Genomic DNA, 26,555 nt, shown 5'->3' with positions numbered 1-26,555 from the left:
GATTCTTGCGGTCGCGCGGTGGTCCACGCCCGGCGGGATCACCTCAGGAAACGGCACCGGGAATGACGACGAGCAGCAGGGTCAGCAGTACGAAGGCCACGATAATGGCGAACATCAGTGCTTCCCTGCGTGACCCGTGTGCCCGATCTTCAGCGCGCATGTAGAAAAGCCCTTCGGTAGAAGAAGTCTGCCGTGTGCTGTTGTGACGTACTTCACGGTACATCTTTATGTTTCACGATCAAACTCGAGCTACGACGCGGGCAGCTTCGAGAAATAACTGTTCGAGTCTTTCCGGTGCATCAGCACGACGGCACCCACCGCCACCACAGCCTGCAGGATCTGCACACCTCCGACGGCGAGAGCGATACTACTGCCGTCCGATCCGATTCCGAACAGCACTGGCACCGTCCAGACCACCATCGTGACGCTCACGACCGTCAGCAAGGTTCTCGCCCAGTTCCTGCCCTTCCTCATGAAATGGACGAAAAGGACGAACAGGCCCGTCAGGAGCAAAATGACGACACCAGTGACGGCAATGCCTACGTAGAAGAGCATCTCCACGTTCTCCCGCGTCATCGCGACCTCGCCGGATTTCACGCTGGGATTGGTCATCAGTTCGTCGACGAAGGTCGACTTCTCACGAACCACCAGGACCATCGCCGCCACCGCCTGGATCACACCGAGCACGGCCACCACCCACAGCAATTGCGCCGCCGTGCCCACATCGACCGGGGCGGGGCGCTCAGGCTTCGACTGCGGCACGGGCGGCGGATAGGCCCCGTACTGATCCGGGCCCTGCGGCGGTGCCTGTTGCGGCGGAATCTGGTGTTGCGGTGTCTGGTGTGGCGGGGTGTGCGGCCACTGCGAAGTCATGGCACCACCGTATCCGCCACCGGACGCCGCGCCGCATTCATCTCAGCCAGCCCGCCGCTTCGGTGGCCCAGTAGGTGAGAACGATGTCGGCGCCCGCCCGCCGGATGCTCGTCAACGATTCGAGGACGGCGGCGTCCCGATCGATCCAGCCGTTCTGCGCAGCCGCCGTGATCATCGAGTACTCACCCGAAATCTGGTATGCCGCAACGGGAACCGGTGACCTGTCCGCCACGTCGCGCAGAATGTCCAGATACGACATCGCCGGCTTGACCATGACGAGGTCGGCACCTTCCTCGATATCGAGATCCACTTCGCGCAGCGACTCCCGCCGATTGGCCGAGTCCTGCTGATACGTTCTCCGGTCACCCTGCAGGGACGAGCCCACAGCCTCACGGAACGGCCCATAGAAAGCGGAGGCGTATTTCGCGGAGTACGCCAGCTGACCGACTTCGGTGTGACCCGCGGCGTCCAGCGCCTTCCGGATGGCGGCAACCTGACCGTCCATCATCCCGCTCGGACCGAGCAGGTGGGCACCGGCATCGGCCTGTGAAACGGCCATGTCCACATACCTGAGCAGCGTCCGATCGTTGTCGACCGCGCCGCTGTCGTCGAGCACCCCACAGTGACCGTGCTCCGTGAACTCGTCCAGGCACGTGTCCGCCATGATGACGGTCGCGTCACCGAGTTCCTCTGCAAGGGAGCGCAACCCACGGTTCAAGATGCCGTCCGGATCGCTGGCGCCGGAACCCTCGGCGTCCTTGTCGTCGGGACGCGGCACACCAAACAACATCAGCCCACCGACACCCGCCTCCACAGCCTCGATGGCCGCCGACCTCAGCGATGCCAGCGTGTGCTGGAAGACGCCGGGCATCGACGAAATCTCGCGCGGCTCGTCGATGCCGTCCGCCACGAACATCGGCAGAACCAGATGTCGTGGCTCGAGCGAAGTCTCGGCGACGAGTCTGCGCAACGCCGGAGTGCGGCGCAATCGCCGCGGCCGGTGGGTCGGGAACACGGAGGGCCCTCCTTCGTCGGGCCTGTGCGCCTTTTTGGTAGTGGGAACAACCAAAAAGGCGCACAGGCGCGTAGCGCCTATCGCCGGGCGCGGGACTTCTTGCGCGGCGGGGGCAGTGCGCCCTCGGCGCGCAGTCGCGCGGCGTGCTCGGCGAGAGCCTCCACCAACGGGCCGACCTGAGCGGTCTCCGGCTGTACGTCCACGCGAAGTCCGAACTCCACTGCGGTTTCCGCGGTCTTGGGACCGATGCAGGCCACGAGGGTCCGTGCATGCGGCTTTCCTGCGATACCGACGAGATTGCGGACCGTCGACGACGAGGTGAAGCAGACCGCGTCGAACCCACCGGTCTTGATCATCTCGCGGGTCTCGGCCGGCGGCGGCGCAGCCCGGACGGTGCGGTAGGCGGTGACATCGTCGATTTCCCAGCCGCGTTCACGCAAACCCTCGGCGAGTGTCTCGGTGGCAATGTCAGCGCGGGGCAACAGAACCCGGTTGACGGGATCGAACACGTCGTCGTACGGAGCGAACTCGGCCAGCAGACCCTCGCTCGACTGCTCACCGGACGGCACGAGTTCGGGGTTGATCCCGAACGACCGGACCTTGGCGGCCGTGGCCTCGCCGATGCAGGCGATCTTGACGCCGGAGAATGCGCGGGCGTCGAGCCCGAACTCCTCGAACTTCTCCCACACCGCACGCACCGCGTTGGTGGAGGTGAACACTACCCACTGGTAGCGGCCGTCGACCAGGCCCTTGACGGAACGTTCCATCTGAGCGGGACTGCGGGGCGGCTCCACGGCGATGGTCGGCACCTCGATCGGGATGGCGCCGTGGGTGACCAGGCGGTCGCTCATCTCCCCCGCCTGATCCTTCGTGCGGGGCACGAGGACCTTCCAGCCGTACAGGGCACGCGATTCCCACCACGACATCTTGCTGCGCTGGGCCACCACCTTGCCGACCGTCACCACGAGGGACCCGACCAGTTCGGAACCGGCCTCGTTGAGGGTGGCGAGGGTGGCCTCGACCGTGCGCTGCTGCCGGGTGGTGCCGCGAACGGTGATCGCGGCCGGGGTCTGCGGAGCAAGACCGTGTTCGACGAGCGCGCTCGCCGTCTCGGCGAGGTGCCCCGACGTGGCGTGCAGCACCAGCGGTCCGGGCGCCGCGGCCAGCGCCGCCCAGTCGACCTCACCGCGGACGTCGGCCTCGGTGTGTCCCGAGCCCAGCGCCATGCCGGCGTACGACGGCACAGCAGACGCGGCAGGGAGTCCGGGCAGGACCTCGAACTGCACCTGAGTGCGCGCCACTGCCGCGACCTCGGCGATCACCGAATCGGTGGTCAGCGGGTCACCGGACACGAGGCGGACGACGTCGTGGCCGTTGCGGGCCTCGTGCACGAGGGTCTTCGCGACCTCGGCCGGTTCACCGAGAGCCGGGCGGACCTCGGCGAGCGGCTCACCGGTTTCCGCGTCGACGCCCAGGTCGGTGCCGACCAGGACGGTGACGCCCTTGTCGACGTCAGGGTCGGTGAAGGCCAGCGTCGCTGCGGCAAGGACGTCCCGTGCGTGCACAGTGAGCAGGGCCGGATCGCCCGGTCCGGATCCCACGAACAGGATCCGTCCGGGGGTGTTCTTTCGGACTCGGCTCATCGGTAATTCTCCAGTGCGATCATGTGTCGAGATGGGTACAGGGGGCGGGCCGGCCGATCGGTCGGCCTTCGCACATCAAACATCGGCATCACCGGCCTCGGTGACGTTCATCAGCTCGCGCGCCCCGAGTTCGAGGAGTTCCCGTGCGACCGAGCGGCCGAGTTCTTCGGCGTTGTCCGGGGAGCCCACTGCCCCCGTGCGTATGACGTCGGAACCGTCGATGGCTGCTGCGCAACCCCGGACGGAGAGTTCGTCGAAGCTGCGGCCGTCGTCGTCGAGTGATTCGACGACTTCCGCGATTGCCCCGACAGGTGCGGTGCACCCGGCCTCGAGTTCGGCGAGGAGAGCACGTTCCGCGGTGACGGCGGCGCGGCTGTTCGGGTCGTCGAGCTCGGCCAGGATCGACACGAGCGCGGTGTTGCCGGACAGGCATTCCACGGCCAACGCACCCTGGGCAGGTGCAGGCAGCATCTGGACGGGTTCGAGGGACTCGGTGATCAGGTCCAGTCGGCCGATACGCGCCAACCCCGCCCGCGCCAGGATGACGGCATCGAGCTCGCCCGACTCCACCTTGCCGAGCCGACGCTGCAGGTTGCCGCGCAGGGGGCGGATGTCGAGACCGAGGCCGAGTGCCCGCAGTTGCGAGGTGCGGCGCGGCGCCGACGTACCGACCTTCGACCCGACCGGAAGTTCACCGAGAACGAGTCCGTCGCGGGCGACCAGCGCATCACGCGGGTCCTCGCGCGGCGGAATCGCGGCAATGGTGAAGCGTTCGTCCCGGGCGGTCGGCAGATCTTTGTACGAGTGAACGGCCACGTCGACGCGGCCGTCGACCAGCGCTTCCCGAAGTTCCGCGGTGAAGACACCGACCCCGATCTTCTCCACCGACTCCATGGACTGATCGCCCTTGGTCTTGATGATGACGAGTTCGGCTTCGTGTCCGGCGGAGATCAGTGCGTCACGCACGGTGCCGGCCTGGGTGGTGGCGAGTTCGCTTCCGCGGGTACCGATCCGCAGGGTGCGGGTGCCGACGGCGCTCATGCCTGCGGTTCCTTCCCTTGGTTGTCGCCCGCGACGAAACGGCGCAGACGGGGGTCCTGACCCGCGATGAATCCGTCGGTGATGTCGATGGCACCGAGGTCGGTCGGTTTTGCCACCGCCTCCACGGATCCGGGGCTCAGCTCGAACAGTTCGCGTAGCGCGGCGGCGTACGAGTCGCCACCCGGCGCCGACGCGAGCTGTTTCACCCGCACGGTAGGAGCGTGCAGCAGCTTGTCGACCACTCGGCGGACGGTGCGTGCCACCTCGTCGCGCTCGGGGTCGTCTAGCCCGGGGAGCCGGGAATCGAGTCTCAGCAACTCGGCTTCGACGACGTCCGCGGCGCGCTGACGCAGGGCGGTGACGGTCGGCGTCACCTCCGCCAGCCGTTGGCCGGCAAGATACTGGGCGAGCTCACTCGCCACGATGGCCCGGGCGGCGTCGGCGTCCGACGCGGCGGCCCCTGCGGCGGGATCGCGCTGCAGCGACTCCATGTCCAGCACGGTGACCCCGGGCAGTCCCGAGACCGCGTGCTCGACGTCGCGGGGCAGACCGAGGTCGCAGATGACGAGTGGACGTTCGGGGTCGCGGTCGGGCTGAGCCAACGCACGGTGCGCATCCGCGAGTGTGACGACGGCACCGACCGCGCCGGTACAGGTCACGAGCACATCCGCCTGCGCCATCGCCGTGGGCAGGTGACCGAGCTCGAACGCCTCCGCTTCGACCCCGCCCGAGCGAGCCGTGTCGGCTAGGTGCTCGGCCCGCTCCGCGGTGCGGTTGACGACGAGGATCCGGCCGATGCCGGCACGGGTGAGGTATGCGACCGAGAGCCCGCCCATCGAGCCGGCGCCGACGACCACCGCGGTCCGGCCGCTGAGCCCACCGGCGCCGATGACGCCGGCGGCGCGGTCGAGGGCCACCGAGACGACCGACGCGCCCGCCGAGTCGATTCCCGTCTCCGCGTGAACCCGCTTGCCGACGCGTAACGCCTGCTGGGCGAGCTCGTGCAACGTGCGTCCGGCGGCCTGCTGGGCGTCCGAAGATGCGTAGGCGGTCCGGATCTGACCGAGAATCTGCTGTTCGCCGATCACCATCGAATCGAGTCCGCTGGCCACCGCGAACAGGTGCTCCGCGGCCGCCTCGCTGTACCGCACATAGGCGTGACGGTGCAGGTCGGTGAGGTCGAGCCCGGAATGATCCGCCAGAAGTTCACCGACCTCGGTGAGCGCACCGTGGAACGCGTCGACGACGGCGTAAATCTCCACCCGGTTGCAGGTCGAGACGATCATCGCTTCCGAGATGTGCGTCGACGCCAGAAGCTTGTCCGTCAGCTTCGGGCGATCGGTCTCGGTGACAGCAACCCGCTCGAGAACCGGCACGGGAGCCGTCCGGTGCGAGACCCCGACAAGCAGAACACTCACGGCGCGATCACTGATCCGTTTCTTGGTGCGGTGGACGGGACAGCCGAATGTCCGATGCGCACGCGCGGGGCCGTGGGTACGACCTCCGCGGCCCGAGCGCCAGGAGCCGACTCGGTGTTGCGTGCGCTGTTGAACGAGAGGACCTGCATCTCGACCGCAAGGTCGACGCGGCGCATCTCGACGTGGTCCGGGACGTCGAGTGCGGTCGGCGAGAAGCTGAGGATGCACCGCAGGCCGGCGCCGACGAGGCGGTCGCATACGTCCTGCGCGGCCTCGTCCGGAGTCGAGATGACGCCGATGGTGGCTTCGAGTTCGGCGCAGGCCTGTTCGAGTTCGTCGACGTGGCGGACCACCAGGTCGCCTACCGGGGTGCCGACACGGTCCGGGTCGCTGTCGAAGAGACCCACCATCGAAAATCCGCGGCGTCCGAAACCGCCGTAACCGGCGAGGGCCTGGCCGAGGTTTCCGACACCGACGAGGACGACCTTGTGCCCGCGGTCCAGACCGAGTGCTCGTTCGATGCGTGCCCGCAGCCGCGTGACGTCGTAGCCGACCCCCCGCACTCCGTTGGGGCCGAGGAAAGACAGGTCCTTGCGGAGCTTGGCCGAACCCACACCGGAAGCGGCCGCGAGTTCCTCACTCGAGACGATGATCGTGCCGCGGTCCGCCAGCATTCCGAGGACCCGCAGGTACGTCGCCAGCCGCGTGACCGTAGCCTGGGGGATGTCCCGCGATTCGGGGAGCGGCGATCCGGGGGCTTGTGACTCCACGGCGGACGGACCGACTGCGCCCGTGACGCCATGGGCCACAGACCCATGCGTCTGGTGCGTTTCGGTCACGTCGTTGGCTCCTCGTCCGACCGGCATTCGCTGCCGTTCTCCACGATGCTCCGGGGAATTGTTCACACCACGGTAACTGCTTGTGAACCCATGCACAAAGTCGCTGCGACTGCGCGACATGCACTCCTACCTGCACAGCATCCGAAGTTCGCAGTTTTAGGGTCGCCTTACTTGCGTAAATCCGATCGGAGGCGCTCTTCATCGACCTCCCAGTAACTGTGCTCACGTCCGTCGAGCAGGACGACCGGCAATCGGTCACCGAATTCCGCCCGCAGTTCCGGGTCCGTGGAAGCCGCCTCGTCGACGTCTATGCACGTCAGTTCCAGCCCGAACTCCTCGCACAGAATCAGCAACTGCTCGCGTGCCGGCGTGCACGCCCCGCAGCCCGCCCGCGTGAGGAGCGTCACCTCGTGCTCGCTGGTACTCATGTCGGATACTTTCCTTTCGCCACCTCTGCGGGACTCACTGTGCCGTTTCCGGGGCCGGTAACGCCACCCGGCTCGGAGATGAACGTCACACGATTCGGTGCACGCAGCCATCCGCCCGCCCAGGGTCGGAACCGAGGGATAGGCTGCGTCCAGAGGCTTCAGCGATAGGGGAGGTGCGAGTGCCTGCGCGATCACTACCGAACGGCTCGGGTTTCGGTTCAGGACTGGCGGGGATGATCCTTCCGGGCCGTCGGCAGTTCAGGAATCCGCTGGGCCCGAGTGAGGCCGAGGTACGTGCAAACGTTGCGGGCGAGGCCAGTGCCGACGCCGCGCTGGCCCTCCACGAAGCCGGACCAGAGACCGAAGAGCCCCAGGTTCCCCTGGACCTGACCGCCGCGGCCTTCTTCGACGTCGACAATACGATGGTCCAGGGTGCGTCGATCATCCACTTCGCCCGCGGACTCGCCGCCAGAAAGTACCTGAAGTCCGCCGACCTCCTGGACTTCGCGTGGAAGCAGATCAAGTTCCGCGTGACCGGCAAGGAGAGCAGCGTCGACGTCGCCTCCGGCCGGGAGAAGGCCCTCTCGTTCGTGGCCGGTCGGTCCACCGCCGAACTCGCCCGGCTCGGCGAGGAGATCTACGACGAGGTGATCGCCGACAAGATCTGGGCCGGTACCCGGGCACTCGCGCAGATGCATCTCGACGCCGGACAACAGGTGTGGCTGGTGACGGCCACTCCCGTGGAACTGGCCCAGGTGATCGCGAAGCGGCTGGGCCTGACCGGGGCCCTCGGCACCGTCGCCGAAAGCGAGGACGGCGTGTTCACCGGACGTCTGGTCGGCGACATCCTGCACGGCCTCGGCAAGGCCCACGCGGTGCGTGCGCTGGCCGTCCGCGAGGGCCTCAACCTCAAACGCTGCACCGCCTACTCGGACAGCCATAACGACGTGCCCATGCTCTCGCTCGTCGGCACCGCCGTCGCCATCAACCCGGACACCGACCTGCGCGAGCTGGCCAAGAACCGGGGGTGGGAGATCCGGGACTTCCGCACCGGCCGCAAGGCCGCCAAGATCGGCGTCCCCACCGCGTTGCTGCTCGGCGCGGCCGGCGGCGCGCTGGCGGCCGTGGTCGCCCGCCGCCGCGAGCACGCGATCTGACCCGGTCACTGCGCCGGTTTCGACCCTGGCTACGACGTGTCGGTGTCAGCCCAGGAAGACGTTGCGCCTCTTCGCGAGGAGCCGGTAGAGCGTCTGCTGGATGGTCTCACGAACGTGGTCGGTGACCTCGAACAGCTCCATGGGGTCGTCGGCGGCCGACGCGTCGTAGGTATCAGTGACGATGGGCTTGCCGAACTCGATGTACCACTTGGACGGCAGCGGAACCAGCCCGAGCGGCCCGAAATGCGGAAACAGTGGTGTCACCGGGAAGTAGGGCATGCCGAGTAGGCGGGCGAGCGTTCCGAGGTCACCGATCTTCGGATAGATCTCCTCGGAACCGACGATCGAGCACGGAATGATCGGTGCCCCGGTCCGCATGGCGGCGGACACGAAACCACCACGACCGAATCTCTGCAGCTTGTAGCGCTCACTGAACGGTTTGCCGATCCCTTTGAAACCTTCGGGGAACACGGCCGCGACCTGACCGGTTTGTAGCAGGCGAACAGCGTCGGGGTTGCACGCCAGGGTGTGCCCGGCCTTACGGGCGAGGTCACCGACCACCGGCATCTCGAACGCAATATCGGCCGCCAGCATGCGCAGCGGCCGATGAGCGGGGTGGTGGTCGTGCACGGCGACCGAGGTCATCAGGCCGTCGAGGGGAAGGACACCGGCATGATTGGCCACCACCAGGGCGCCACCGGTCGACGGAATGTTCTCCAGACCACTGACCTCGACGCGGAACCACTTGTCGAACAGGGGCCGCAGTATCGGCAACCACACGTTCTCGGCGAAGTGCGGGTCGTAACCGAAGTCGTCGACGTGATAGTCACCCGACAGGCGTCGGCGCACGAACTCCGCGGTATTGACGATCTGATCGGCAAGGACCCGCCGGACGGCGTCGACCGCCGACGATCCGGTGTCGGGCTGGGGCTCCGGCGGGCTGATCACGGCCGGTGGGGGCATTGCGGACGGATGTCGGCTCTCGCTCTGCTCGCGCCTCGAACGTCCCAGTGCAGCCCCGCGCGCGGTTGATGCACCGTGCAACGGAATGACCTTCGCCACTTCGTTCACCTCTCCCCTTTCGCCGTACCGGTCAGAGCGAGTAGTGCGTTCTCTGCTGCGTCGATCCATTCGTTCTTGATGATGGCGGTGACCCCCGCGGCGCGCGCGAAGTCGTCGAGCGCCTGCATCGTGGTCCACCGTGGCTCGAAGGATAGTTCGGTTCGCATGCGCGTGGTGTCCAGTCCGCAACCGAAGTGGAAGTACTCGAGCTGCTCGTTGGAATACGACCGCATGACCGGCCCCATCAGCGCACGGCCGACGTTGCGGAACAGACTGAACGGCATCGGCACCTCGACACGTCCGGCCCGGCGGATCGCCTGCGACAACATCACGACACCGTCGCCTGCCACATTGAACGTTCCGGCAGGACCCGACACGGTTGCGCGTTCCAGAGCCGCGAGGGCGTCCTCTTCGTGCAGTACCTGCAGGCGTGCGTCGCGGCCCAGGATGGTCGGTACCAACGGCGACGTCAGGTACCGCGCGACCGTCGCGTTGAGGCGGGGACCGACCAGCGGGGCGAGCCGCAGGATGGACACCGCGATGTCGGGACGCCGGCGTCCCATGCCGCGCAGGTAGCCCTCGATTTCGATGCAGTCCCGTGCGTAGGCGCCGCCGGGACGGCGGCGCGCGCTCATCTCCTCGGTGAACTTCGCCGGGTCCTGCGCCGTGCTGCCGTAGACGACGGACGCCGAGCGCAGTACCACCTTCCGCACCGTGGGCGCCTTCTGGCAGACCGCGAACAATTGCATGGCGCCGATGACGTTCATGTCTTTCATCGCCGCCCGGCTGCCCGCTTTCGGCGGTCGAGCCAGAGTGGAGGCATGCACTACCGTGTCGACCCCGGCGTTGCGGATCACTTTGCCGATCAGCGGATTGCGGATGTCGGCGCGCACGAACTCGGCGCGGCCCATTCGCCGCAGCATGTCTTTGCTCGGCGACACCGCGTCTACCGCGATGACCCGCTCGATATCCGGGTTCTGTGCCAGCCTGGTGACGAGGTATCCCCCGAGGAACCGGCTCGCGCCGGTGACCAGCGCGACGCGCGGTGGCGCCGTACGCTCAGAGCTGCCATCGTCACTCACAACCACTAGAACCCCCGATCACGTAGCGAGTGAGGTCAACGATACGTGCAGCGGGAGGATAGCGCTTCGCACAACGACATTTGGTCGGTCGCCCAGAAGTCGACCCGTCCGAAACGACGAAATGCCCGCCACTCGAGGTGGCGGGCATCGCGTCGTGTCTCTTTACTTACCGAGTTTCCTGCGCTGCACTCGGGTGCGGCGAAGCAGCTTACGGTGCTTCTTCTTCGACATACGCTTACGTCGCTTCTTGATCACTGAACCCATAGCGGGTGTCCCTCACGTTCTTCTCTAGCGTTCCTGCGCACGCCGGTCACGTACGCCTGCGCCTCTCTGGCGCCTGGGCCTCGTTTTAACTAGCTCAGCGCCTTACGACACCAGCTGGCTGGTACGACAGTCGCTAATCGTACCGGTGAGGTTCGCCCGGGAGAAACCGAGGTCACCCTCTTCGTGCCGATCGGTCAACCGGCATCGAAGTACGAGGTTTCGAGGTAGTCGTGCACCGCTTTCGCATGCACTCTGAACGAACGGCCCACCCGGACGGCAGGCAGTTCGCCGCTGTGCACCAACCGATACACAGTCATCTTGGACACTCTCATCAGCGTCGCTACCTCGGCGACGGTGAGAAATTGCGTTCCGGCCAGAGCCGGTTGTCCGTCTTGGGCTGAGCCCTTCGACGGCTTTTTTCCAGACGTCATCAAACACTTACCTCCGGCACGTCTCGCGCCGCCGGCTTCCCCTCCGGCGGAACAGACACGCACGTGCTACTTCGAGCTTAGCGGGACGGATGGGGTTACTGCGACGGGTGTGGGCAATCGAATATCATTCGGTAGAAGTGCCGAGCTCGGCCGATCTCGATTTCGCCGCCTCCAGCGCGTCGTAGAACGCCGATCGGAGACCGTTCTTTTCCAGCTGACGGATCGCGGCAGCAGTGGTTCCACCGGGCGAGGTGACCGCCGCGCGGAGTTCCGTCGTGCTTTCCCCCGACTGGTCGAGCATGGCTGCGGCACCGACCATCGTCTGCACGACCAGCTCGGACGCCGTCGCGCGGGTCAGCCCGAGACCCACACCGGCGTCGATCATCGCCTCAGCGACGAGGAAGAAGTAGGCGGGCCCGGACCCGGAGACGGCAGTGACCGCGTCGATCTGCGACTCCGGCACCGTCACGACCTTGCCCACGGCAGACAACACCCCACGCACCAGGTCGAGGTGGTCCTTCTTCACATGGCGGCCGGGAGCGAGCACGCTGACGCCCTCCCCTACCAGCATCGGCGTGTTCGGCATGACCCGGACGACGGGGAACCCGGCAGGCAGGCGCTTCTCGTAGTACGAGGTGGGAATGCCCGCCGCCAGGGACACGAGAATCTGTTCACGCTCACCGTCGAGGTCGGCCTTCGACACCGCCGTGAGCGCGGACTCGACGTCACCGGGCTTGACGGCCACCACGATGACGTCGGCTCCCTCGGCGGCGTCCTGGGGGCTGCTCACACACACGGAGTACTCGGCTGCCAGTTCGGCGGCCCGCGGTGGATGCTGCTCGGCCACCACGAGATCCTTCACCGCGTGTCCTGATTGCAGGAGGCCCGAGATGAGCGCCTCGCCGATCCGGCCGCCTCCGATAACCGCAATTCTCGTCATGCCGGACAGCCTGCCACGACCCGTGGCGGCGTGTTTCTAGCGGGGGATCATGGCCAGCTGACGGCTTTGCACGACGATCGCACCGGTCGAGTCGAGGACCGTGTGGTCCTCCTCGAACCACGCACTGCCGAGCACCGTGCTGCTGGCCATCACGCGGAGCCACCCCGGTGCGGGCTGCCTGCGCAGATAGGTGGTGAGCTGCACGGTGGGTGCCCACCCGAACATTCCGCGGTTCATCGTCACGGGTGCACTGATGTCGCCCGTCATGATGGCGAACAGTGCGGCGGTGTCGGGGTCGTTCTCGTCGTCGGCACGCGGTCGGACCCACATGCGCACCTCCGGCTCGCCCTGATTGCCGGCGAGGAAGTGGGCGGACGTGCCGTCGACGCGCATGTCGCATCCCTGAGCCACGTGCACGATTTGGCCCATCGGGTGGTCGGGGGTGAGTGTCACCGCGTCGGCGGGCGGCTCCACCGGAAGCTGGGCCAGCGCATGATCGACGCTGTAGTGGGGTTCCCCCGCGTCGGGGACACCCAGCGTGACCGAGGCATGGACCGCGACCCGGTCGCCCTGCCGGAGCTCGACGTCGACGAACGACACCTGCTTGCCTAGCTTGCGCACCGTGGTCGAGAGGGTAACCTCGCCGGGGTCGGGAGCGGCCAGGTAGTTGGCCCCCACGGCGAGTGGCTGAATCCGGGCGAGATCGCCTGCACCGCCGTCGTCGGCCAGGCGGGCGCGTGCGGCCGCCGCGCACAGCGACATCATGGAGCCGCCGTGCACCTTCGGCCCGATGGTCCAGATGGGGTCGATGTGCGCCTGGAACGTGCCGTCACCGCCGGGGGTGAGGGCGTTGAGGTCGCGGAAGGGTGCAGAGCTCACGAAACGTCCTGTTCATCGGTGTTCTGAAAGAAATTCTGGGCAATGTCCTGATGGGCGAGTCGGCGCATCGCGGCGATCACCGGTTCGTAGATCGCAGTCCCGAGCACCGCGCAGCGCACAGCATCCTCTGCCGAGCCGGTGGGCATGAGCCCGATGTCCACTTCGGCGATACCGCGAATGTGCCGCCCGTAGGCGTCGAGGCGCTCCTCGGTCATCGGGATACCCGCATCTTCCAAGGCCTCGAGCGCGCGTTCGAGTTGCGCGACCGCCACGTACCGGGGGTCGTAGATCTGCCCGAGTTTCTCGAGCACGACGCGCGCCCGCGGATAGTCAATGGGATCGGCCGGAATGTCGAGGTAGGGCGGTAGTTGACCGATCGCCTGGCCGAGCACTTCGAACAGCGAGCCGTCGGGGTGGTCGATGAGCTGGAGGACCTTCCGGATGCGCGGGATCGGGAGTCCGGCCCCGGCGAGTGCCTTCACCAGCCCGAGGCGCCGAACGTGTTCTTCGCCGTACCTGGCCTGAGTCGCGCTCGTCGCCTCGCCCGGCATCAGCAGACCCTCGCGCAGGTAGTACTTCACGGTTGCCAGAGGAACGCCGGTGCAGGCAACCAGTTCCGACACGCGCACGGTGCCTCCTACCGCGACTCGATCAGGGACTCCATCCTTGGATACTCCAGCTATCCAATGGTGGTGTCAGCTTACCGCAGCAGGAATGGCCTCATCGCCCGCGGGTTCAGGTCAGGTGTCGTCGTGATCGCCGCCGGGGCGGCTACGTGCCGAACCGGACGTGGCACGGCCCGTCCCGAGGTGTTCCCTGGCGAAGGCCAGCGCCTGACCGAGCATCGACGCCCGCTCGCGCCGGGTCCGCGCGTTCTGAGTGTTGATCTCGATCACAGCCTGTCCCTCGAAGCCGGAGTCGACGAGGTGACGGCATACCTCTGCGCACGGCTGTCCACCGTGCCCGGGAATGAGGTGTTCGTCCATCGAGGCTCCCCGGCCGTCGGCGAGGTGCAGGTGCGCCAGCCCCGACCCCATCCGCTCCGCCAGCTTCATCGCGTCCATACCCGCAGTGGCGGTGTGCGAGAGATCGAGCGTGTAGTGGGCATGACCGGAATCGGTGGGGTCGTAGGAGGGACTGAACGCCGACAATGCGGCCCCGGGACCGCCGCGACGACGAAGCCGCTCGGCCGAACGCTCCTTGCTTCCGAAGAAGCCGTCCGCCCGCATCGGGAACATGTTCTCGACTGCGACGATCACGTCGCTGCGCTCCTCCAGTGCGGCGACCTGGTCGCTGAACCCCTCCGCATACCGGCGTTGCCAGCGGAACGGTGGATGCACCACGACGCTCGTCGCGCCCAACGCCTCCGCGGTGCGCACCGAACGGTCGAGCTTCGCGACCGGGTCGGCGCCCCACACTCGCTGCGAGATCAGCAGACACGGGGTGTGAATCGCCTGAACCGGCATCGCATACTTGCGAACCAGCGCGGCCACGGCACCGATGTCCTGACTCACCGACTCGGCCCACACCATCAACTCGACGCCGTCGTACCCCAGCTCCGCCGCGTATCGGAAGGCGGCCTCAGTGTTCTCCGGATACACCGACGCCGTCGACAGCCCGACCAGAACCTTGCGCCCGCGCGGTGTCTGCCGCGCCTGCACGTACCCACTGTCCCCGACCATGAGCAACTCAGCCCGACGCAAGCATGAAGGCGAGCGGCCCCAGAGTGACGATCATTCCGACCACGACGGCGATCACGAAGCTGGTGATGTCGTCGGTGCGGCGCAGGATGCGCACCATAGCCACCAACCCGACGATGACGAGCAAGGCGAGGATCAGCGCGACCCACGGGAACACGTCCCACAGCTTCTCGAAGCCCTTGAACAACAGGGCGCCGGCGATCACCGCGATCACACCCTGACCCGCCAGAACCGCCCACTCGCGGGCGGCACTACTTTCCTGCTCGGCGCCGTCGACGTCCTTCGCGGCCTTGGCAGCTCTGGCGGCTTCCGCTTTCGCCTCTTTACGCGAGCGACGGGGAGTGTCGGCCTGTTCGGCTTCCGCCTCCGGCGCCTCGTCGGTGGCGGCGGCGGCGGCGATCAATTCGGTGTCCCCACCGGCCTTCGCGGCGTCCGCGTCGCGCGACTGCCGCATCAGGTCGCCGGCAAGCGTCGAGCCGGACAGCAGCCCAGGCTCCTGCTGTGTTCCCGACTGCTTGACCCCCGACTGCTTGACTCCCGACTGCTCGGCCGCCTTGTTCTGGGGTGCGGTCTCGGGTTTCTTCGGTGTCTTGACGAGCATGCCGGCGGCGGCTGGCGCCGGCGTGCCGTTCGGGACGGCCTTGGTCTCCGCCTCCGGCTTCGCCGCCGGAGCCGGCTTGGCGGTAGCAGCCTGATTCGCGGCGGGACCAGACTTGCCGGCGGGGCCAGGTTTGCCGGCGGGGCCAGGCTTGGCGGGAGTCGGCTGCACGGGGGGTGCGGCGACGGTGGGCGCCGGTTCCGGCGTTTTCGACACCGAAGCGGGTTCGGCGGCCGCCGGCGCGACAGGTGCGGCGGCCGGCTTCGGGCGCTCCTGCGTGACGGACCGACTCACCCAGGCGCCCTGATGATCACGTGATGTTCCCGTGGCGGAGGCGCCATTGCGACCGGCGGCGGGGCGACGGGCGGCAGGGCGACTGGCGATGGGCTCGTCATCGTCGTCATCGTCGAACGGTGCCTTGAATGCGGCAGTGCGCTCATCTGCCGTCACCGACCGCGGGGCGGCCCGCGTGGGCGTCGCCGCAGGTTCGGGCGCGGGCTTACGTTCGGGCTCGGACTTACGTTCGGGCTCGGACTTACGTTCGGGCTCGGACTTACGTTCGGGCTCCGGCTCGGAATCGAGTGCCCGCGACTCGGATGAATCCCGGACGACCGGGATCTCACCGGTCAGCTCGGCAACGGAGATTCCGCCCTTGACGCCGCGACGACGTCTTCCCCCACGGGACTCCACTTGCTGCCCATTGCGTTTGAGCAGTTCTGAAACAGAGATCTGCTGACTGTCCTCGGTCATCGAGCACCCACCATCAATTCACCGCCCATTTCCGTGTCGAGCTTTCGGAGGATCAGACCCTCCCGCAGAGCCCAGGGGCAAATCTCCAATTCTTCTACCCCGAGAGCTCTCATGCTGGCCTCCGCGACGAGTGCTCCGGCGACGATCTGCTGCGACCGGTCGGAGCTCACTCCCTCTAATTCTGCACGGTCCGCCGCCGTCATCCTCGAAATGAAAGCTATGAGTTGCCTGAGACCGCTCGAGGTCAGCGTGCGCTTCACACGGGGACCGGCACCGGACGGCGCGGCACCCGTGAGCCGGGCCAGGGAACGGAAGGTTTTCGACGTGCCGACGGCACGATCCCACTCCCCTGCCGCCCGCAGCTCCTTCGACGGGACCGTGAGTTCGGCGTCGAGCCAGTCGCGCAGCACCGCGACTCTGCGCTTCCCCGGCGGGTCGGCCTCGAGCCAGTCACGAGTGAGGCGGCCCGCCCCGAGCTGTAACGACAGCGCGACGTCCGGGTCCTCGTCGCCCCCGCTCGTCAGTTCGAGGGATCCGCCACCGATGTCGATGTTGAGGATGCGCCCCGCGCTCCATCCGTACCAGCGGCGCACGGCGAGAAAAGTCAGCCGCGCTTCGTCGACGCCGGACAGCACTTCGAGTCTTACCCCGGTCTCGACATGTACACGGCCGAGAACGGCATCCGAGTTTTTCGCGTCACGCACGGCCGAGGTTGCGAAGGCCATCAGCTCGCCGCAGCCCGAGGTCTTCGCGATCGCTGCGAAGTCGGCGACCGTCGCCACCAGGCGGTCTGCGCCCGCGGCTGTGATGTCACCGAGTTCGTCCGTGTTCTCCGCCAGCCGCAATGTCGACTTGGTGGAGCTCATCGGTGTGGGGTGGCCGCCCCTGTGGGCGTCCACTACGAGCAGATGGACGGTGTTGCTTCCGACGTCGAGTACCCCTAGTCGCACATTGACACGGTACTGGGTCTACCGTCGGGCTTTGTGACAGCAGGTAAAGCAGGGCGTTCCCACAAGATGACGCCTAGCCCCGAAGTTCCCCTCGATTTCGCTCGCGAGTGGGTCGAATTCCCCGATCCGGACAACGCCGAGCACATCATCGCTGCCGACATGACGTGGCTGCTCTCCCACTGGACCTGCGTGTTCGGCACGCCGGCGTGTCAGGGAATCCTCGAGGATCGGCCCGATGACGGTTGCTGTTCGCACGGGGCCTTCCTCTCCGACGATGAGGATCTCGAGAAGCTGAACGAGTCGGTGAAGCTGCTCACACCCGAGGATTGGCAGTTCATGGACAAGGGTCTCGGCAAGAAGGGCTACGTCGAAGAAGACGACCTCGAGGACGAGCCCGCCCTGCGCACCCGCCGATACAAAGGCGCGTGCATCTTCCTCAACCGCCCCGGATTCGCGGGCGGCGTCGGGTGTGCGTTGCACTCCATGGCGTTGAAGCGAGGGATCGAGCCCCTCGAAGTGAAGCCGGACGTGTGCTGGCAGCTGCCGATCCGCCGCACCCAGGAATGGGTCGAACGCCCGGACGGCGAGCAGATCCTCAAGACGACGATCACCGAGTACGACCGGCGCGGCTGGGGCGAGGGTGGCGAGGACCTCGCCTGGTACTGCTCCGGCTCACCCGACGCCCATGTCGGCGCCAAGGCGGTGTGGCAGTCGTATGCGCCCGAACTGGCGGAACTGCTCGGTAAGGCCGCCTACGCCGAGTTGGCGAAGTTGTGTGCTCGCCGTGCAGGACTCGGTCTCATCGCCGTCCATCCCGCCACCTCTATCGCGCAACGGAACCCGGCCCGGTAACGGATCGGACCCAGCGGTCGATTTCCCAGGCACGGCCCGCTTGCGGGCACAGCCACGGCACGGCCCGTTCGCGGGCACAGCCACGATGGGAGAGAACATGCTTGCTCGAATTCTGTCCGCTGCCCTGTTGACCGCCGCCGCCGCACTGACCCTCGCCCCGGTCGCCGCCGCGAACCCTGCCGACGACCCGTACGGCTGGAACACCTATCACGACAAGACCGCGAACTTCGTCGCGCCGCTCGACCCCGGCGCATTCGGCGACAGGGGCGACAAGGCCATCGTGTTGAGCCCCTTCGGCACGTCCCGCGTCATCGAGTGCAAGGGCGACGGACACTATGTCGCCGTGTCGTGCCGTCAGTTCGACGACCAGGCACGCGAGCACGCCATCACGCAGGTGATGTTCGCCCCGTTCCGGCCCGTCTACGTCTACAACCCGTTCTGAGGTCGGCTCAGGCCTCGAGCTTGTAGCCGAGGCCGCGGACGGTCACCAGGTGCTCGGGCTTGGCCGGGTCAGTTTCGATCTTCGAGCGGAGACGCTTGACGTGGACGTCCAGGGTTTTGGTGTCGCCGACGTAGTCGGCACCCCACACGCGGTCGATCAGCTGACCCCGCGTGAGGACCCGGCCCGAGTTCCGCAACAGGTATTCGAGCAGGTCGAATTCCTTGAGCGGCAGGGTGACCGCCTCGCCGTTGACCTGCACCACGTGACGTTCGACGTCCATGCGGACCGGGCCGGCCTCGAGGACCGCCGAGTCCTGCGCCACGTCGAGGTCGTTGTCGACGCCGCGGCGCAGCACCGCGCGGATCCGGGCGATCAGTTCCCGCGCGGAGTACGGCTTGGTCACGTAGTCGTCGGCTCCGAGTTCGAGTCCGACCACCTTGTCGATTTCGCTGTCGCGCGCCGTCACCATGATGACGGGAACACCGGATCGGCTGCGTAACTGCTTGCACACGTCCGTGCCGCTCATACCCGGGAGCATGAGGTCGAGGAGGACGATGTCCGCGCCGGAACGATCGAACTCGGCAAGGGCCGAGGGTCCGTCGCCGACGACGGTCGTCTCGAACCCTTCCTTGCGTAACAGGAATGCCAACGGGTCGGCCAGGGATTCCTCGTCTTCCACGATCAGCACACTTGTCATCGCTTGGCCTCCATACCGATTTCTCTCTTTCCGACGTTTCCGCCGTCGGCGTCCCCGCCGTTCGGATCTACTGTCTCGATGTGTGCAGGTATTTGCAGGGTAAACGTCGAACCCGTTCCGGGCTTGCTCCACAGTTCGATGGATCCGTTGTGGTTGGCGGCGACGTGCTTGACGATGGCGAGTCCGAGTCCCGTGCCGCCGGTCGCCCGTGCCCGGGCCTTGTCGACCCGGAAGAAGCGCTCGAACACCCGCTCCTGGTCGGCTTTGGCGATCCCTTCGCCGCGGTCGGTGACCGAGATCGCAACGTTGGCGCCCCGCATCGAGCGGCTCACCGACACCGGTGTCCGCTTCGGTGAGTAGGCAATGGCGTTCTGCACCAGGTTGGTGAGGGCGGTGACCAGCAGTGCACGGTCACCGAGCACTTCGAAGCCGCTGGGATGATCGGTGGTGACCTCGATGCCGGCCGCCTCCGCAGAGATCTTGCACCGTTGCAGGGCCTCGTCCACCACCTCGTCGACCGACACTGCCTCGAGGTCGGGGAGCTTCTCGGCGCCCTGCAGCCGGGACAGTGCGATCAGTTCGGTGACCATTTTGCCGAGGCGGACCGATTCGTGGAGCACCCGCTCCCCGAAATGTCGCACCGACTCCGGGTCGTCCGCCGACTCGAGAAGTGCCTCGGCGAGCAGTCCCATGGCCCCGACCGGGGTTTTCAGTTCGTGGCTGACGTTCGCGACGAAATCGCGGCGGGTCGCCTCCATCCGCACCTGTTCGGAATCGTCGTCGGCGAACAGGACCACGAATTTGTGGTCTTCCTTGCTGAGCAGCCGTGCGGTACCCCGGACAGCGATCCGGTCACGTCCGCGCTGGGGGGTCTTCGTGCTGAGATCGACTTCTACGGGCTCACCGGTCTCGAGGACGCGCAGAGCCGCCACCCAGGCGCGGTCGTCGACGAGCCGGTTGCGGACCAGGCCGAGTTCCTCGGCGCGGGGGTTGAACAGAACCACGTCATGGAACTGGTCGACCACGGCGATGCCGCTTTCCGACGCCAGCACGATCAGGTCGAGCACTTGCGACATGGTCAGACCGGATTGCTCCGCCATCCGCTGCGAGTGCCGTGTCGACAGCATGGGAATCAGCACACCACCGATCAGGTAACCGACGAAGCCGCCCATGACGGCAAGCAGTACGCCTTGAACAACGCTCACGCCTGAATCGTACGTTCGCGGGAACCGCTGGTGATGCAGGGTTCAGCCATTTCCGTGCACGTCACACGTCGGAACCGCACTCTTCGCCCGTCGTTCACCCGTTGTTGGCCGAGTGCCCCGCGCACGGGGCACCCGGCCGGCCCACACGGACTACTTACCGCCCTGATTCGCGACCGCGGCAGCGCCCGCGGCCGCCGCTTCGGGATCGAGGTAGGTACCACCCGGGTTGAGGGGTGTCAGGTTCTCGTCCAGGTCGTAACGCAGCGGGATCCCTGTCGGAATGTTGAGCCCGGCGATGGCGTCGTCGGAGATGCCGTCGAGGTGCTTGACCAGGGCTCGGAGCGAGTTGCCGTGGGCGGTGACGAGGACGGTCTTGCCCGCCAGCAGGTCGGCGGAGATCGTGTCTTCCCAGTACGGGATGAGGCGCTTGACGACGTCGAGGAGGCACTCGGTGAGGGGTACCTCGTCGAGCCCCGCGTACCGGGCGTCGGTGTCCTGGCTGTATTCGCTACCCGCGTCGATCGGCGGCGGCGGGGTGTCGTAGCTGCGGCGCCACAGCATGAACTGCTCGTCGCCGTACTTTTCCTTCACCTGAGCCTTGTTGCGCCCTTGAAGGGCGCCGTAGTGGCGTTCGTTGAGACGCCAGTCGCGCACCACCGGAATCCAGTGCCGATCGGCTGCGTCGAGCGCGATGTTGGCCGTGCTGATCGCCCGGCGCAGCAGCGACGTGTACGACACGTCGGGAAGCAGGTCGTGCTCGCGGAGCAGTTCGCCGGCGCGCTTGCCCTCGGCGATGCCCTTATCGGTCAGGTGAACGTCCACCCAGCCGGTGAACAAGTTGAGTGCATTCCATTCGCTCTCGCCGTGACGGAGCAGCACAAGGGTTCCGGTACTCATGCCGTTCATCCTGGCATGCGTCCCGGAACCCTTGCGTCCTGAACCCCTCTACCGCCCGCCCACAGGCCGGCCGGGAGTGTCTACTTCGCGGCCTCGGCGGCGCGTAGGTCCTTGCGGAGGATCTTGCCGGCGGCCGATTTCGGCACCAGGTCGATGAACTCGACCTTGCGGACCTTCTTGTGCGGGGAGACCTTCTCGGCGACGAACGCGATCACCGCGTCCTCGTCCAGGTCGGCGCCGGGCTGCCGGACCACGAACGCCTTGGGCACCTCCTCACCCTCCTCGTCGAGGACGCCGATCACGGCGGCGTCGGCGATCTGCGGATGCGTCAACAACAACGCCTCCAACTCCGCGGGCGGCACCTGATAGCCCTTGTACTTGATCAACTCCTTCATCCGGTCCACGATCGTCACCACCCCCTCCGAATCCACCGTCGCGATGTCCCCGGTATGCAGATACCCATCCGCATCCAGGGTTTCCGCGGTCGCCTCCTCGTTACCGAGATACCCGGCCATGATGTTCGGGCCCTTGCACCACAACTCCCCCGCCGCACTGACCCCCTCGGCCGGCTGCTCGATCTCCGCACCGGTCCCGGGATCGACCAGCTTGCATTCCATGTTCGCGATGGTCGGACCCACCGAGTCCAGCGCAATATCGTCCCGGTCGAACGGAATCGCATGCGAGACCGGGCTCATCTCCGACATCCCGTACCCCTGCCGCACCCGGCACCCGAGCCGGTTCGCCACCGCCTTACCCAGTTCCTGATCCAGCGGGGCGGCCCCGGAGAAGATCGAATGCACACTCGACAGGTCGTACTGATCGATCAGCGGATGCTTGGCCAACGCCACCGCCACCGGCGGGGCGATGAACACATACGTGCACCTCTGCTCCGCGACGATCGTCAAGAACTCGACCAGGTCGAACTTCGGCATCGTCACCAGCGCCGCCCGCTTACGCAGGGCGGCGTTGAGCAGCACCGTCATCCCGTAGATGTGGAAGAACGGCAACACCGCCAGGAGCTTGTCCTCGGCACCGATCCCGATCGGCCGGTCGATCTGGCACACGTTCGCCACCAGGTTGCGGTGGGTGAGCATCACCCCCTTCGGCCGACCGGTGGTGCCCGACGAATACGGCAACACCGCCAACTGGGTGCCCGGGTCGAACGACACCTCCGGCGCCGGCGCCCCCTCGGCCAGCAGATCCTGCAGCGACGGGTGCCCGTCCGCGCCGTCCAACACGATCACGTGCGCGGCCGGGATCCCGACCTGCGCGGCCGCGGCCTTCGCCTGCGGCAGCAGCGGGGAGACGGTGAACAGGAACTTCGCCTTCGAGTCGGTGAGCTGCTTGGCGATGTCCTCGGCGGTGTACAACGCGTTGATCGTGGTCGCGACCCCACCGGCCCGCAGGATCCCGTGGAACACCGACGCGAACGCCGGCACGTTCGGCGAATGCAACGCCGCCACCTCACCGACGGCCAACCCGCGCGCAGCGAGCGCCCCCGCGACCCCGTCGATCTGGGCGATCAACGCCCGATAGGTGGTGACCGCACCGGAAGCGCCGTCGATCAGCGCCGGCCGATCCCCATCGGCCGCATCGACCTGGCCGAAGAGGAAGTCGTAGACGCTGAGGTTCGGAATCTCGACGTCCGGAAACGGGCTCTTGAAGCTCACTGGGGCCTCTCCCTCGAAATGTTGCAGCAGCAGTTGTCGACACAAGTTTCTGTGAAAGTCAGAAACATGTACCTATCCTGTGATGACAGTCACAGGCTGCAGCAACTCTACCCGCGCGTAATTCGGTGCCGCGGGCGGTTGTCGAGACCTCATTCCTCCGTGTCGTCGATCAGATGCTCGAACGGCTTGAGGTTGGCGAGCGACTCCCCACGGGAGACCCTCCAGTCCCATTCCCGCTTGATCGAGCTGGCGAATCCCAACTCCAGGAGGGTGTTGAAATCGCCGTCCGCTGCCTCGAGGACCTGCCCGAGCACGCGGTCCAGTTCGTCCTCGTTCACGGCGTGGCCGGCAAGCTGCCCGACCAGATAGATGTCGCCGATCTTGTCCAGCGTGTACGCCACCGAGTACAGCCGCCGATTGCGGCGCAACAGAAACTTGTACACGCCCTCGAAGTTCTCGTCGGGTTTGCGGCACACGAACGCCTCCACCCGAACACCATGCGTGCCGACGGTCAGCAGGGTGGTGGTCTTCAACTTGCGCTCACCCGGCAACTCGACGATGAAATGCGTCGAGTCCTTCCTGGTGAACTCCATCTCACGCTCGGTAAGGGCAGACTCGATGACTTCGGCAAGATCGCTCATGCGCGCACTCCCCCGACCCGGCGCAGTTTCCACAATCCGCGTCCGCGGCGCGGGGAGAACTCGCTCGGCCCGATTCCGTAGTTGTAGTTGACTGTCGCTTTCCGGTAACTCTCGAGAAGCCCGTCCGCGGTGTGCTCCCACGAAAAATTCTCGGCATGCCGCGGTGCCTCGGCGGCCAGGGCAGCCAGCCGCCCGGGATCGGACACCAGCGAGTGCAACGCCGTCGCCCAGTCCCCCGTACGGTGTCCGTCCACCAGAAGTCCGGTCTCGCCGTTGCGTACCGCGACACCGAGGCCGCCCACGTTCGCGGCGATCACCGGGGTGCCGCAGGCCTGCGCCTCGATGGCGACCAGACCGAATGATTCCGAATAACTGGGTACCGCAACGAGATCGGATGCGCGGTAGACGTCGGCGAGTCTGTCGGGTGCCTGCGGGGGGAGGAAGGTGACGTGGGCCGCGATACCGAGCGAGGAGGCGAGTTCGATCAGTGCGTGGGGTCGGGCCAGCCCGGTACCGGACGGACCACCGACGACGAGGACCCGCAGGCTCGACTCGGGATCGCGGGCGATGAGTTCCGCGGCGGCACTCAGCAGCACATCGGGGGCCTTGAGTGGCTGGATGCGGCCGACGAAGGTCACCACGGTCTCGCGGGGGTCGATGCCGAGCGCGCGCCGGGCCGCACCCTTGTCGCCGGGCCGGTACCGCGTGAGGTCGGCACCAGGGGCCACGACATCGATCCGGCTCGGGTCGGCGCCGTAATGCCGGACCAGTTGCTCGGACTCTTCGGCGGTATTGGCGACGAGACGGTCCGACTCGGCAACGACCTGCTGTTCGCCGATCTGGCGAGCGGCAGGCTCGGGGGTGTCGCCCTCGGCGAGCGACGCGTTCTTCACCGCGGCCAGGGTGTGCGCGGTGTGCACGAGCGGCACGCCCCACCGGTCGCGGGCGAGCCAGCCGACCTGACCGGACAGCCAGTAATGCGAGTGCACGACGTCGTAGTAGCCCGGTTCGTGGCGCGCCTCCTCGCGGAGCACACCCGCAACGAACGCGCAGAGCTGCGTGGGCAGGTCCTGCTTGTCCAGTCCCTCGAACGGGCCGGCCACCACGTTGCGGACCAGCACGCCGGGTGCCGCCTCCTGCACCGCCTGATCAGCGGACGACGTGGCCCTGGTGAAAATCTCCACCTCGACCCCGCGCCGGGCCATCTGCATGGCGGTCTGCAGGACGTACACGTTCATTCCGCCCGCATCGCCGGTACCCGGCTGCGCCAACGGTGAGGTGTGGACCGAAAGCACGGCCACCCTGCGGGGGCGCGCACCCCGGCCGAGCCCGCCGAGGTCGTTGTACATGGGCGTCACGGGCTCCATACTGCCCCCTCGCTCGGCGGGGCTTCTAATCGAGGTTGCCGACGAACTCGCCGATCTCTTTGACGAACCGGGCCGGATCCTCGACGAACGGTCCGTGGTCGCAGCCGTCCCAGAACGACGCCTGCGCGTTCGGCACGAGGTCGGCGGCGTGCCTGCCTGCCGCGACGTCCACGACGGAGTCCTCGGTGCCGTGGATCACCAGAACAGGGACGTCGAGCCGCCGCAGCAGGTCGTCATGACTAGCAGCGCGGTCGAAGAGGGCCGCACGTACCCGCGGCGGGGTGCTGAGGCTCGCACCGAACAACGCCTGAGACTGCGCACCCTTTCCTTCGGGCGGGCCGGTGAGGGCGCTCCCGAACGCGCCGAGCGCGCGAATGGCGACGCGCGGCTCTTCCGACATCGCACCGGGAACCGCTTCCCGCATCGCGGGGCCGACTTTGCCGCCCTTCTCACCCCGGCCGATGCTGGTGATCGCACCGACGAGCACCACCCCGTCGACCGCGGCGCTCCCGTGCGTGGCGAGATAATCGCAGATGACGAGCCCGCCGTACGACCATCCGAGGAGGACGGCCCCGGATGTGACGTCTTCGGCGGCGAGGACCGCGCGCACGTCTCCGGCCCAGACCGCGGAGTCGTCGTAGCCGGTGGTGGGCACGCCCGAATACCCGTGCCCGCGCAGATCGGGCGCGATCACCCGGTACCGGGCCGCCAGTTCGTCCAGCACCTCGGTGCCCCAGCACTTCGAGGACTGCGCCCAGCCGTGCAGCAGGACGAGGGGGCGCGCGTCCTCGGCGCCGGTGACCGAGTAGACGAGCGGCGTTCCGTCGACGCCGAAGGTTTCACGAATAGCCATGCGGCCACCCTAGGGGGCCGCCGCCCTGCCGGGCGCGTGCAAGTATTGCCCTCATGAGTGTCCTGGTGTGTTTCCACGCCCATCCCGACGACGAAGTGTTCACGACGGGCGGTGTGATGCGGCAGGCCGCGGATGCCGGTCATCGCGTGGTCGTCGTCACGGCCACGGACGGGGCGCTCGGCGAAGTTCCCGACGGGATCCTGAGCGAAGGCGAATCGCTCGCCGAACGGCGCAGGCGCGAGCTCGAGCACTCGACCGCCCTCCTCGGCGCCGCGCGGGTCGTGATGCTCCACTACGCGGACTCGGGGATGGCCGGGACGCCGGAGAACGACAACCCGGCTGCGTTCTGCAACGCCGACGTCGAGCAGGCGGCCGCCCGGCTGGCCGCCGTACTCGTCGAGGAAGCCGCCGACGTCGTCACCATCTACGACCCCAACGGCGGGTACGGGCACCCCGACCACGTCCAGGTGCACCACGTGGGAGTCCGCGCCGCGGAGATGGCCGGTGTGCCGCACGTGTACGAGGCTGCCGTCAGCCGCGACCACATCCGGGGTCTGCTGGCCGCCAACCCTCAATGGTCCGAGGACGCGCAGCCGCCGGATCTCGACAGCTTCGGCCTACCCGAGTCGGAGATCACCACGGTCGTCGATGTCAGTGGAGTTCTCGAGGTCAAGCGGGCGGCGATGCATGCGCACGCCACCCAGATCGGCGATTTCGGGCCCTTCCTCGCCATGCCGGACGAGCAGCTCCGTGCGGTGTTCGGCCAGGAGTGGTTCCGCCGCCGCGGGGCGCCGGACGGTCTCGCGGAGTCGTCGCTCCCGCTCTGAGGAACCCGAGCGCCTGTGAACTGCCTGCGGGGAC

28 protein-coding genes are annotated in these 26,555 nt (G+C 67.1%); 4 read left to right on the top strand and 24 right to left on the bottom strand.

Going from position 1 to position 26,555, the window contains the following annotated elements:
- Positions 1 to 249: 249 nt before the first annotated feature.
- The 7 genes from GFS60_RS08150 to GFS60_RS08120 all read right to left on the bottom strand — a co-directional run bounded on the left by GFS60_RS08150 (position 250) and on the right by GFS60_RS08120 (position 7,257).
- Positions 250 to 873 (bottom strand): hypothetical protein, encoded by a 624-nt coding sequence (locus tag GFS60_RS08150; protein WP_159920295.1) that lies wholly within the window; start codon positions 871 to 873, stop codon positions 250 to 252.
- 37 nt (positions 874 to 910) lie between these two features.
- Positions 911 to 1,888 (bottom strand): porphobilinogen synthase, encoded by a 978-nt coding sequence (hemB, locus tag GFS60_RS08145; RefSeq protein ID WP_159920293.1) that lies wholly within the window; start codon positions 1,886 to 1,888, stop codon positions 911 to 913.
- 77 nt (positions 1,889 to 1,965) lie between these two features.
- Complete coding sequence (locus GFS60_RS08140) at positions 1,966 to 3,531, bottom strand: uroporphyrinogen-III synthase (protein WP_109327853.1); 1,566 nt, start codon at positions 3,529 to 3,531, stop codon at positions 1,966 to 1,968.
- Positions 3,532 to 3,606: 75 nt separating this feature from the next.
- Positions 3,607 to 4,572, bottom strand: coding sequence for a hydroxymethylbilane synthase (gene hemC / locus GFS60_RS08135; RefSeq protein ID WP_109327851.1), 966 nt, complete (start codon positions 4,570 to 4,572; stop codon positions 3,607 to 3,609).
- Positions 4,569 to 5,990, bottom strand: coding sequence for a glutamyl-tRNA reductase (locus GFS60_RS08130; RefSeq protein ID WP_159920291.1), 1,422 nt, complete (start codon positions 5,988 to 5,990; stop codon positions 4,569 to 4,571). Before GFS60_RS08130 ends, hemC begins: the two co-directional genes overlap by 4 nt.
- The gene (locus GFS60_RS08125; protein ID WP_201453600.1) at positions 5,987 to 6,856 is read right to left on the bottom strand and encodes a redox-sensing transcriptional repressor Rex; all 870 of its coding nucleotides are present in this window, start codon (positions 6,854 to 6,856) and stop codon (positions 5,987 to 5,989) included. Before GFS60_RS08125 ends, GFS60_RS08130 begins: the two co-directional genes overlap by 4 nt.
- 140 nt (positions 6,857 to 6,996) lie before the next feature.
- The gene (locus tag GFS60_RS08120; protein ID WP_159920287.1) at positions 6,997 to 7,257 is read right to left on the bottom strand and encodes a glutaredoxin family protein; all 261 of its coding nucleotides are present in this window, start codon (positions 7,255 to 7,257) and stop codon (positions 6,997 to 6,999) included.
- Between the two features lie 179 nt (positions 7,258 to 7,436).
- Between GFS60_RS08120 and GFS60_RS08115 the strand changes: the two genes are divergently transcribed.
- Positions 7,437 to 8,414: an HAD family hydrolase gene (locus GFS60_RS08115; RefSeq protein WP_159920285.1), complete on the top strand. Its 978-nt coding sequence runs from the start codon at positions 7,437 to 7,439 to the stop codon at positions 8,412 to 8,414.
- Between the two features lie 45 nt (positions 8,415 to 8,459).
- On the opposite strand, the gene GFS60_RS08110 is transcribed toward GFS60_RS08115, so the two are convergent.
- The 10 genes from GFS60_RS08110 to GFS60_RS08065 all read right to left on the bottom strand — a co-directional run bounded on the left by GFS60_RS08110 (position 8,460) and on the right by GFS60_RS08065 (position 17,070).
- Complete coding sequence (locus tag GFS60_RS08110; protein WP_159920283.1) at positions 8,460 to 9,485, bottom strand: lysophospholipid acyltransferase family protein; 1,026 nt, start codon at positions 9,483 to 9,485, stop codon at positions 8,460 to 8,462.
- Entirely contained in the window at positions 9,482 to 10,558 is a 1,077-nt protein-coding gene (locus GFS60_RS08105) for an NAD-dependent epimerase/dehydratase family protein (protein ID WP_201453527.1), read from the bottom strand. The genes GFS60_RS08110 and GFS60_RS08105 overlap by 4 nt, the downstream gene beginning before the upstream one ends.
- 162 nt (positions 10,559 to 10,720) lie before the next feature.
- Complete coding sequence (locus tag GFS60_RS08100; RefSeq protein ID WP_003402602.1) at positions 10,721 to 10,822, bottom strand: 30S ribosomal protein bS22; 102 nt, start codon at positions 10,820 to 10,822, stop codon at positions 10,721 to 10,723.
- A 194-nt stretch (positions 10,823 to 11,016) separates the two neighbouring features.
- On the bottom strand, positions 11,017 to 11,253 hold the full coding sequence (locus GFS60_RS08095) for a helix-turn-helix domain-containing protein (RefSeq protein WP_109327837.1): 237 nt from the start codon (positions 11,251 to 11,253) through the stop codon (positions 11,017 to 11,019).
- Positions 11,254 to 11,377: 124 nt separating this feature from the next.
- Positions 11,378 to 12,193: a pyrroline-5-carboxylate reductase gene (gene proC, locus GFS60_RS08090; RefSeq protein WP_159920281.1), complete on the bottom strand. Its 816-nt coding sequence runs from the start codon at positions 12,191 to 12,193 to the stop codon at positions 11,378 to 11,380.
- A gap of 36 nt (positions 12,194 to 12,229) precedes the next feature.
- A complete protein-coding gene (locus GFS60_RS08085) occupies positions 12,230 to 13,072 on the bottom strand; it encodes a thioesterase family protein (RefSeq protein WP_159920279.1) in 843 nt (280 codons plus the stop codon).
- The gene (locus GFS60_RS08080) at positions 13,069 to 13,701 is read right to left on the bottom strand and encodes a MerR family transcriptional regulator (protein ID WP_159920277.1); all 633 of its coding nucleotides are present in this window, start codon (positions 13,699 to 13,701) and stop codon (positions 13,069 to 13,071) included. Before GFS60_RS08080 ends, GFS60_RS08085 begins: the two co-directional genes overlap by 4 nt.
- Positions 13,702 to 13,812: 111 nt before the next feature.
- A complete protein-coding gene (locus GFS60_RS08075; protein WP_159920275.1) occupies positions 13,813 to 14,754 on the bottom strand; it encodes a sugar phosphate isomerase/epimerase family protein in 942 nt (313 codons plus the stop codon).
- A gap of 7 nt (positions 14,755 to 14,761) precedes the next feature.
- The gene (locus GFS60_RS08070) at positions 14,762 to 16,120 is read right to left on the bottom strand and encodes a hypothetical protein (protein WP_159920273.1); all 1,359 of its coding nucleotides are present in this window, start codon (positions 16,118 to 16,120) and stop codon (positions 14,762 to 14,764) included.
- A complete protein-coding gene (locus tag GFS60_RS08065; RefSeq protein WP_159920271.1) occupies positions 16,117 to 17,070 on the bottom strand; it encodes a Ppx/GppA phosphatase family protein in 954 nt (317 codons plus the stop codon). The genes GFS60_RS08070 and GFS60_RS08065 overlap by 4 nt, the downstream gene beginning before the upstream one ends.
- Positions 17,071 to 17,136: 66 nt before the next feature.
- Between GFS60_RS08065 and GFS60_RS08060 the strand changes: the two genes are divergently transcribed.
- Together GFS60_RS08060 and GFS60_RS08055 are read left to right on the top strand one after the other, a co-directional pair.
- Positions 17,137 to 17,922 (top strand): hypothetical protein, encoded by a 786-nt coding sequence (locus GFS60_RS08060; protein ID WP_109327823.1) that lies wholly within the window; start codon positions 17,137 to 17,139, stop codon positions 17,920 to 17,922.
- A 97-nt stretch (positions 17,923 to 18,019) separates the two neighbouring features.
- A complete protein-coding gene (locus GFS60_RS08055; RefSeq protein ID WP_109327821.1) occupies positions 18,020 to 18,364 on the top strand; it encodes a hypothetical protein in 345 nt (114 codons plus the stop codon).
- 7 nt (positions 18,365 to 18,371) lie between these two features.
- Here the strand turns inward: GFS60_RS08055 and GFS60_RS08050 are convergent, their stop codons facing one another.
- The 7 genes from GFS60_RS08050 to GFS60_RS08020 form a co-directional block, all read right to left on the bottom strand.
- Positions 18,372 to 19,061 (bottom strand): response regulator transcription factor, encoded by a 690-nt coding sequence (locus GFS60_RS08050; RefSeq protein WP_109327819.1) that lies wholly within the window; start codon positions 19,059 to 19,061, stop codon positions 18,372 to 18,374.
- The gene (locus tag GFS60_RS08045) at positions 19,058 to 20,266 is read right to left on the bottom strand and encodes a sensor histidine kinase (RefSeq protein WP_159920269.1); all 1,209 of its coding nucleotides are present in this window, start codon (positions 20,264 to 20,266) and stop codon (positions 19,058 to 19,060) included. The genes GFS60_RS08050 and GFS60_RS08045 overlap by 4 nt, the downstream gene beginning before the upstream one ends.
- Before the next feature lie 150 nt (positions 20,267 to 20,416).
- A complete protein-coding gene (locus GFS60_RS08040) occupies positions 20,417 to 21,172 on the bottom strand; it encodes a phosphoglyceromutase (protein WP_201453526.1) in 756 nt (251 codons plus the stop codon).
- A gap of 71 nt (positions 21,173 to 21,243) precedes the next feature.
- Positions 21,244 to 22,833 (bottom strand): AMP-binding protein, encoded by a 1,590-nt coding sequence (locus GFS60_RS08035; RefSeq protein WP_159920256.1) that lies wholly within the window; start codon positions 22,831 to 22,833, stop codon positions 21,244 to 21,246.
- Positions 22,834 to 22,982: 149 nt separating this feature from the next.
- On the bottom strand, positions 22,983 to 23,474 hold the full coding sequence (locus GFS60_RS08030; RefSeq protein WP_109327811.1) for a YbjN domain-containing protein: 492 nt from the start codon (positions 23,472 to 23,474) through the stop codon (positions 22,983 to 22,985).
- Complete coding sequence (gene mshA / locus GFS60_RS08025; protein WP_397517988.1) at positions 23,471 to 24,841, bottom strand: D-inositol-3-phosphate glycosyltransferase; 1,371 nt, start codon at positions 24,839 to 24,841, stop codon at positions 23,471 to 23,473. Before mshA ends, GFS60_RS08030 begins: the two co-directional genes overlap by 4 nt.
- Before the next feature lie 25 nt (positions 24,842 to 24,866).
- Positions 24,867 to 25,694 carry an alpha/beta fold hydrolase gene (locus GFS60_RS08020; RefSeq protein ID WP_159920254.1) on the bottom strand — a complete coding sequence of 276 codons (828 nt, stop codon included), beginning with the start codon at positions 25,692 to 25,694 and terminating at the stop codon, positions 24,867 to 24,869.
- Between the two features lie 53 nt (positions 25,695 to 25,747).
- Here GFS60_RS08020 and GFS60_RS08015 point away from each other — a divergent pair, with 53 nt between their 5' ends.
- Positions 25,748 to 26,521, top strand: coding sequence for a PIG-L family deacetylase (locus tag GFS60_RS08015; protein ID WP_159920252.1), 774 nt, complete (start codon positions 25,748 to 25,750; stop codon positions 26,519 to 26,521).
- Positions 26,522 to 26,555: the final 34 nt, after the last annotated feature.

The organism is Rhodococcus sp. WAY2, from assembly GCF_009859915.1.
Taxonomy (GTDB): Bacteria; Actinomycetota; Actinomycetes; order Mycobacteriales; family Mycobacteriaceae; genus Rhodococcus_F; species Rhodococcus_F oxybenzonivorans.
This window is presented reverse-complemented; position numbering and strand designations above follow the sequence as displayed.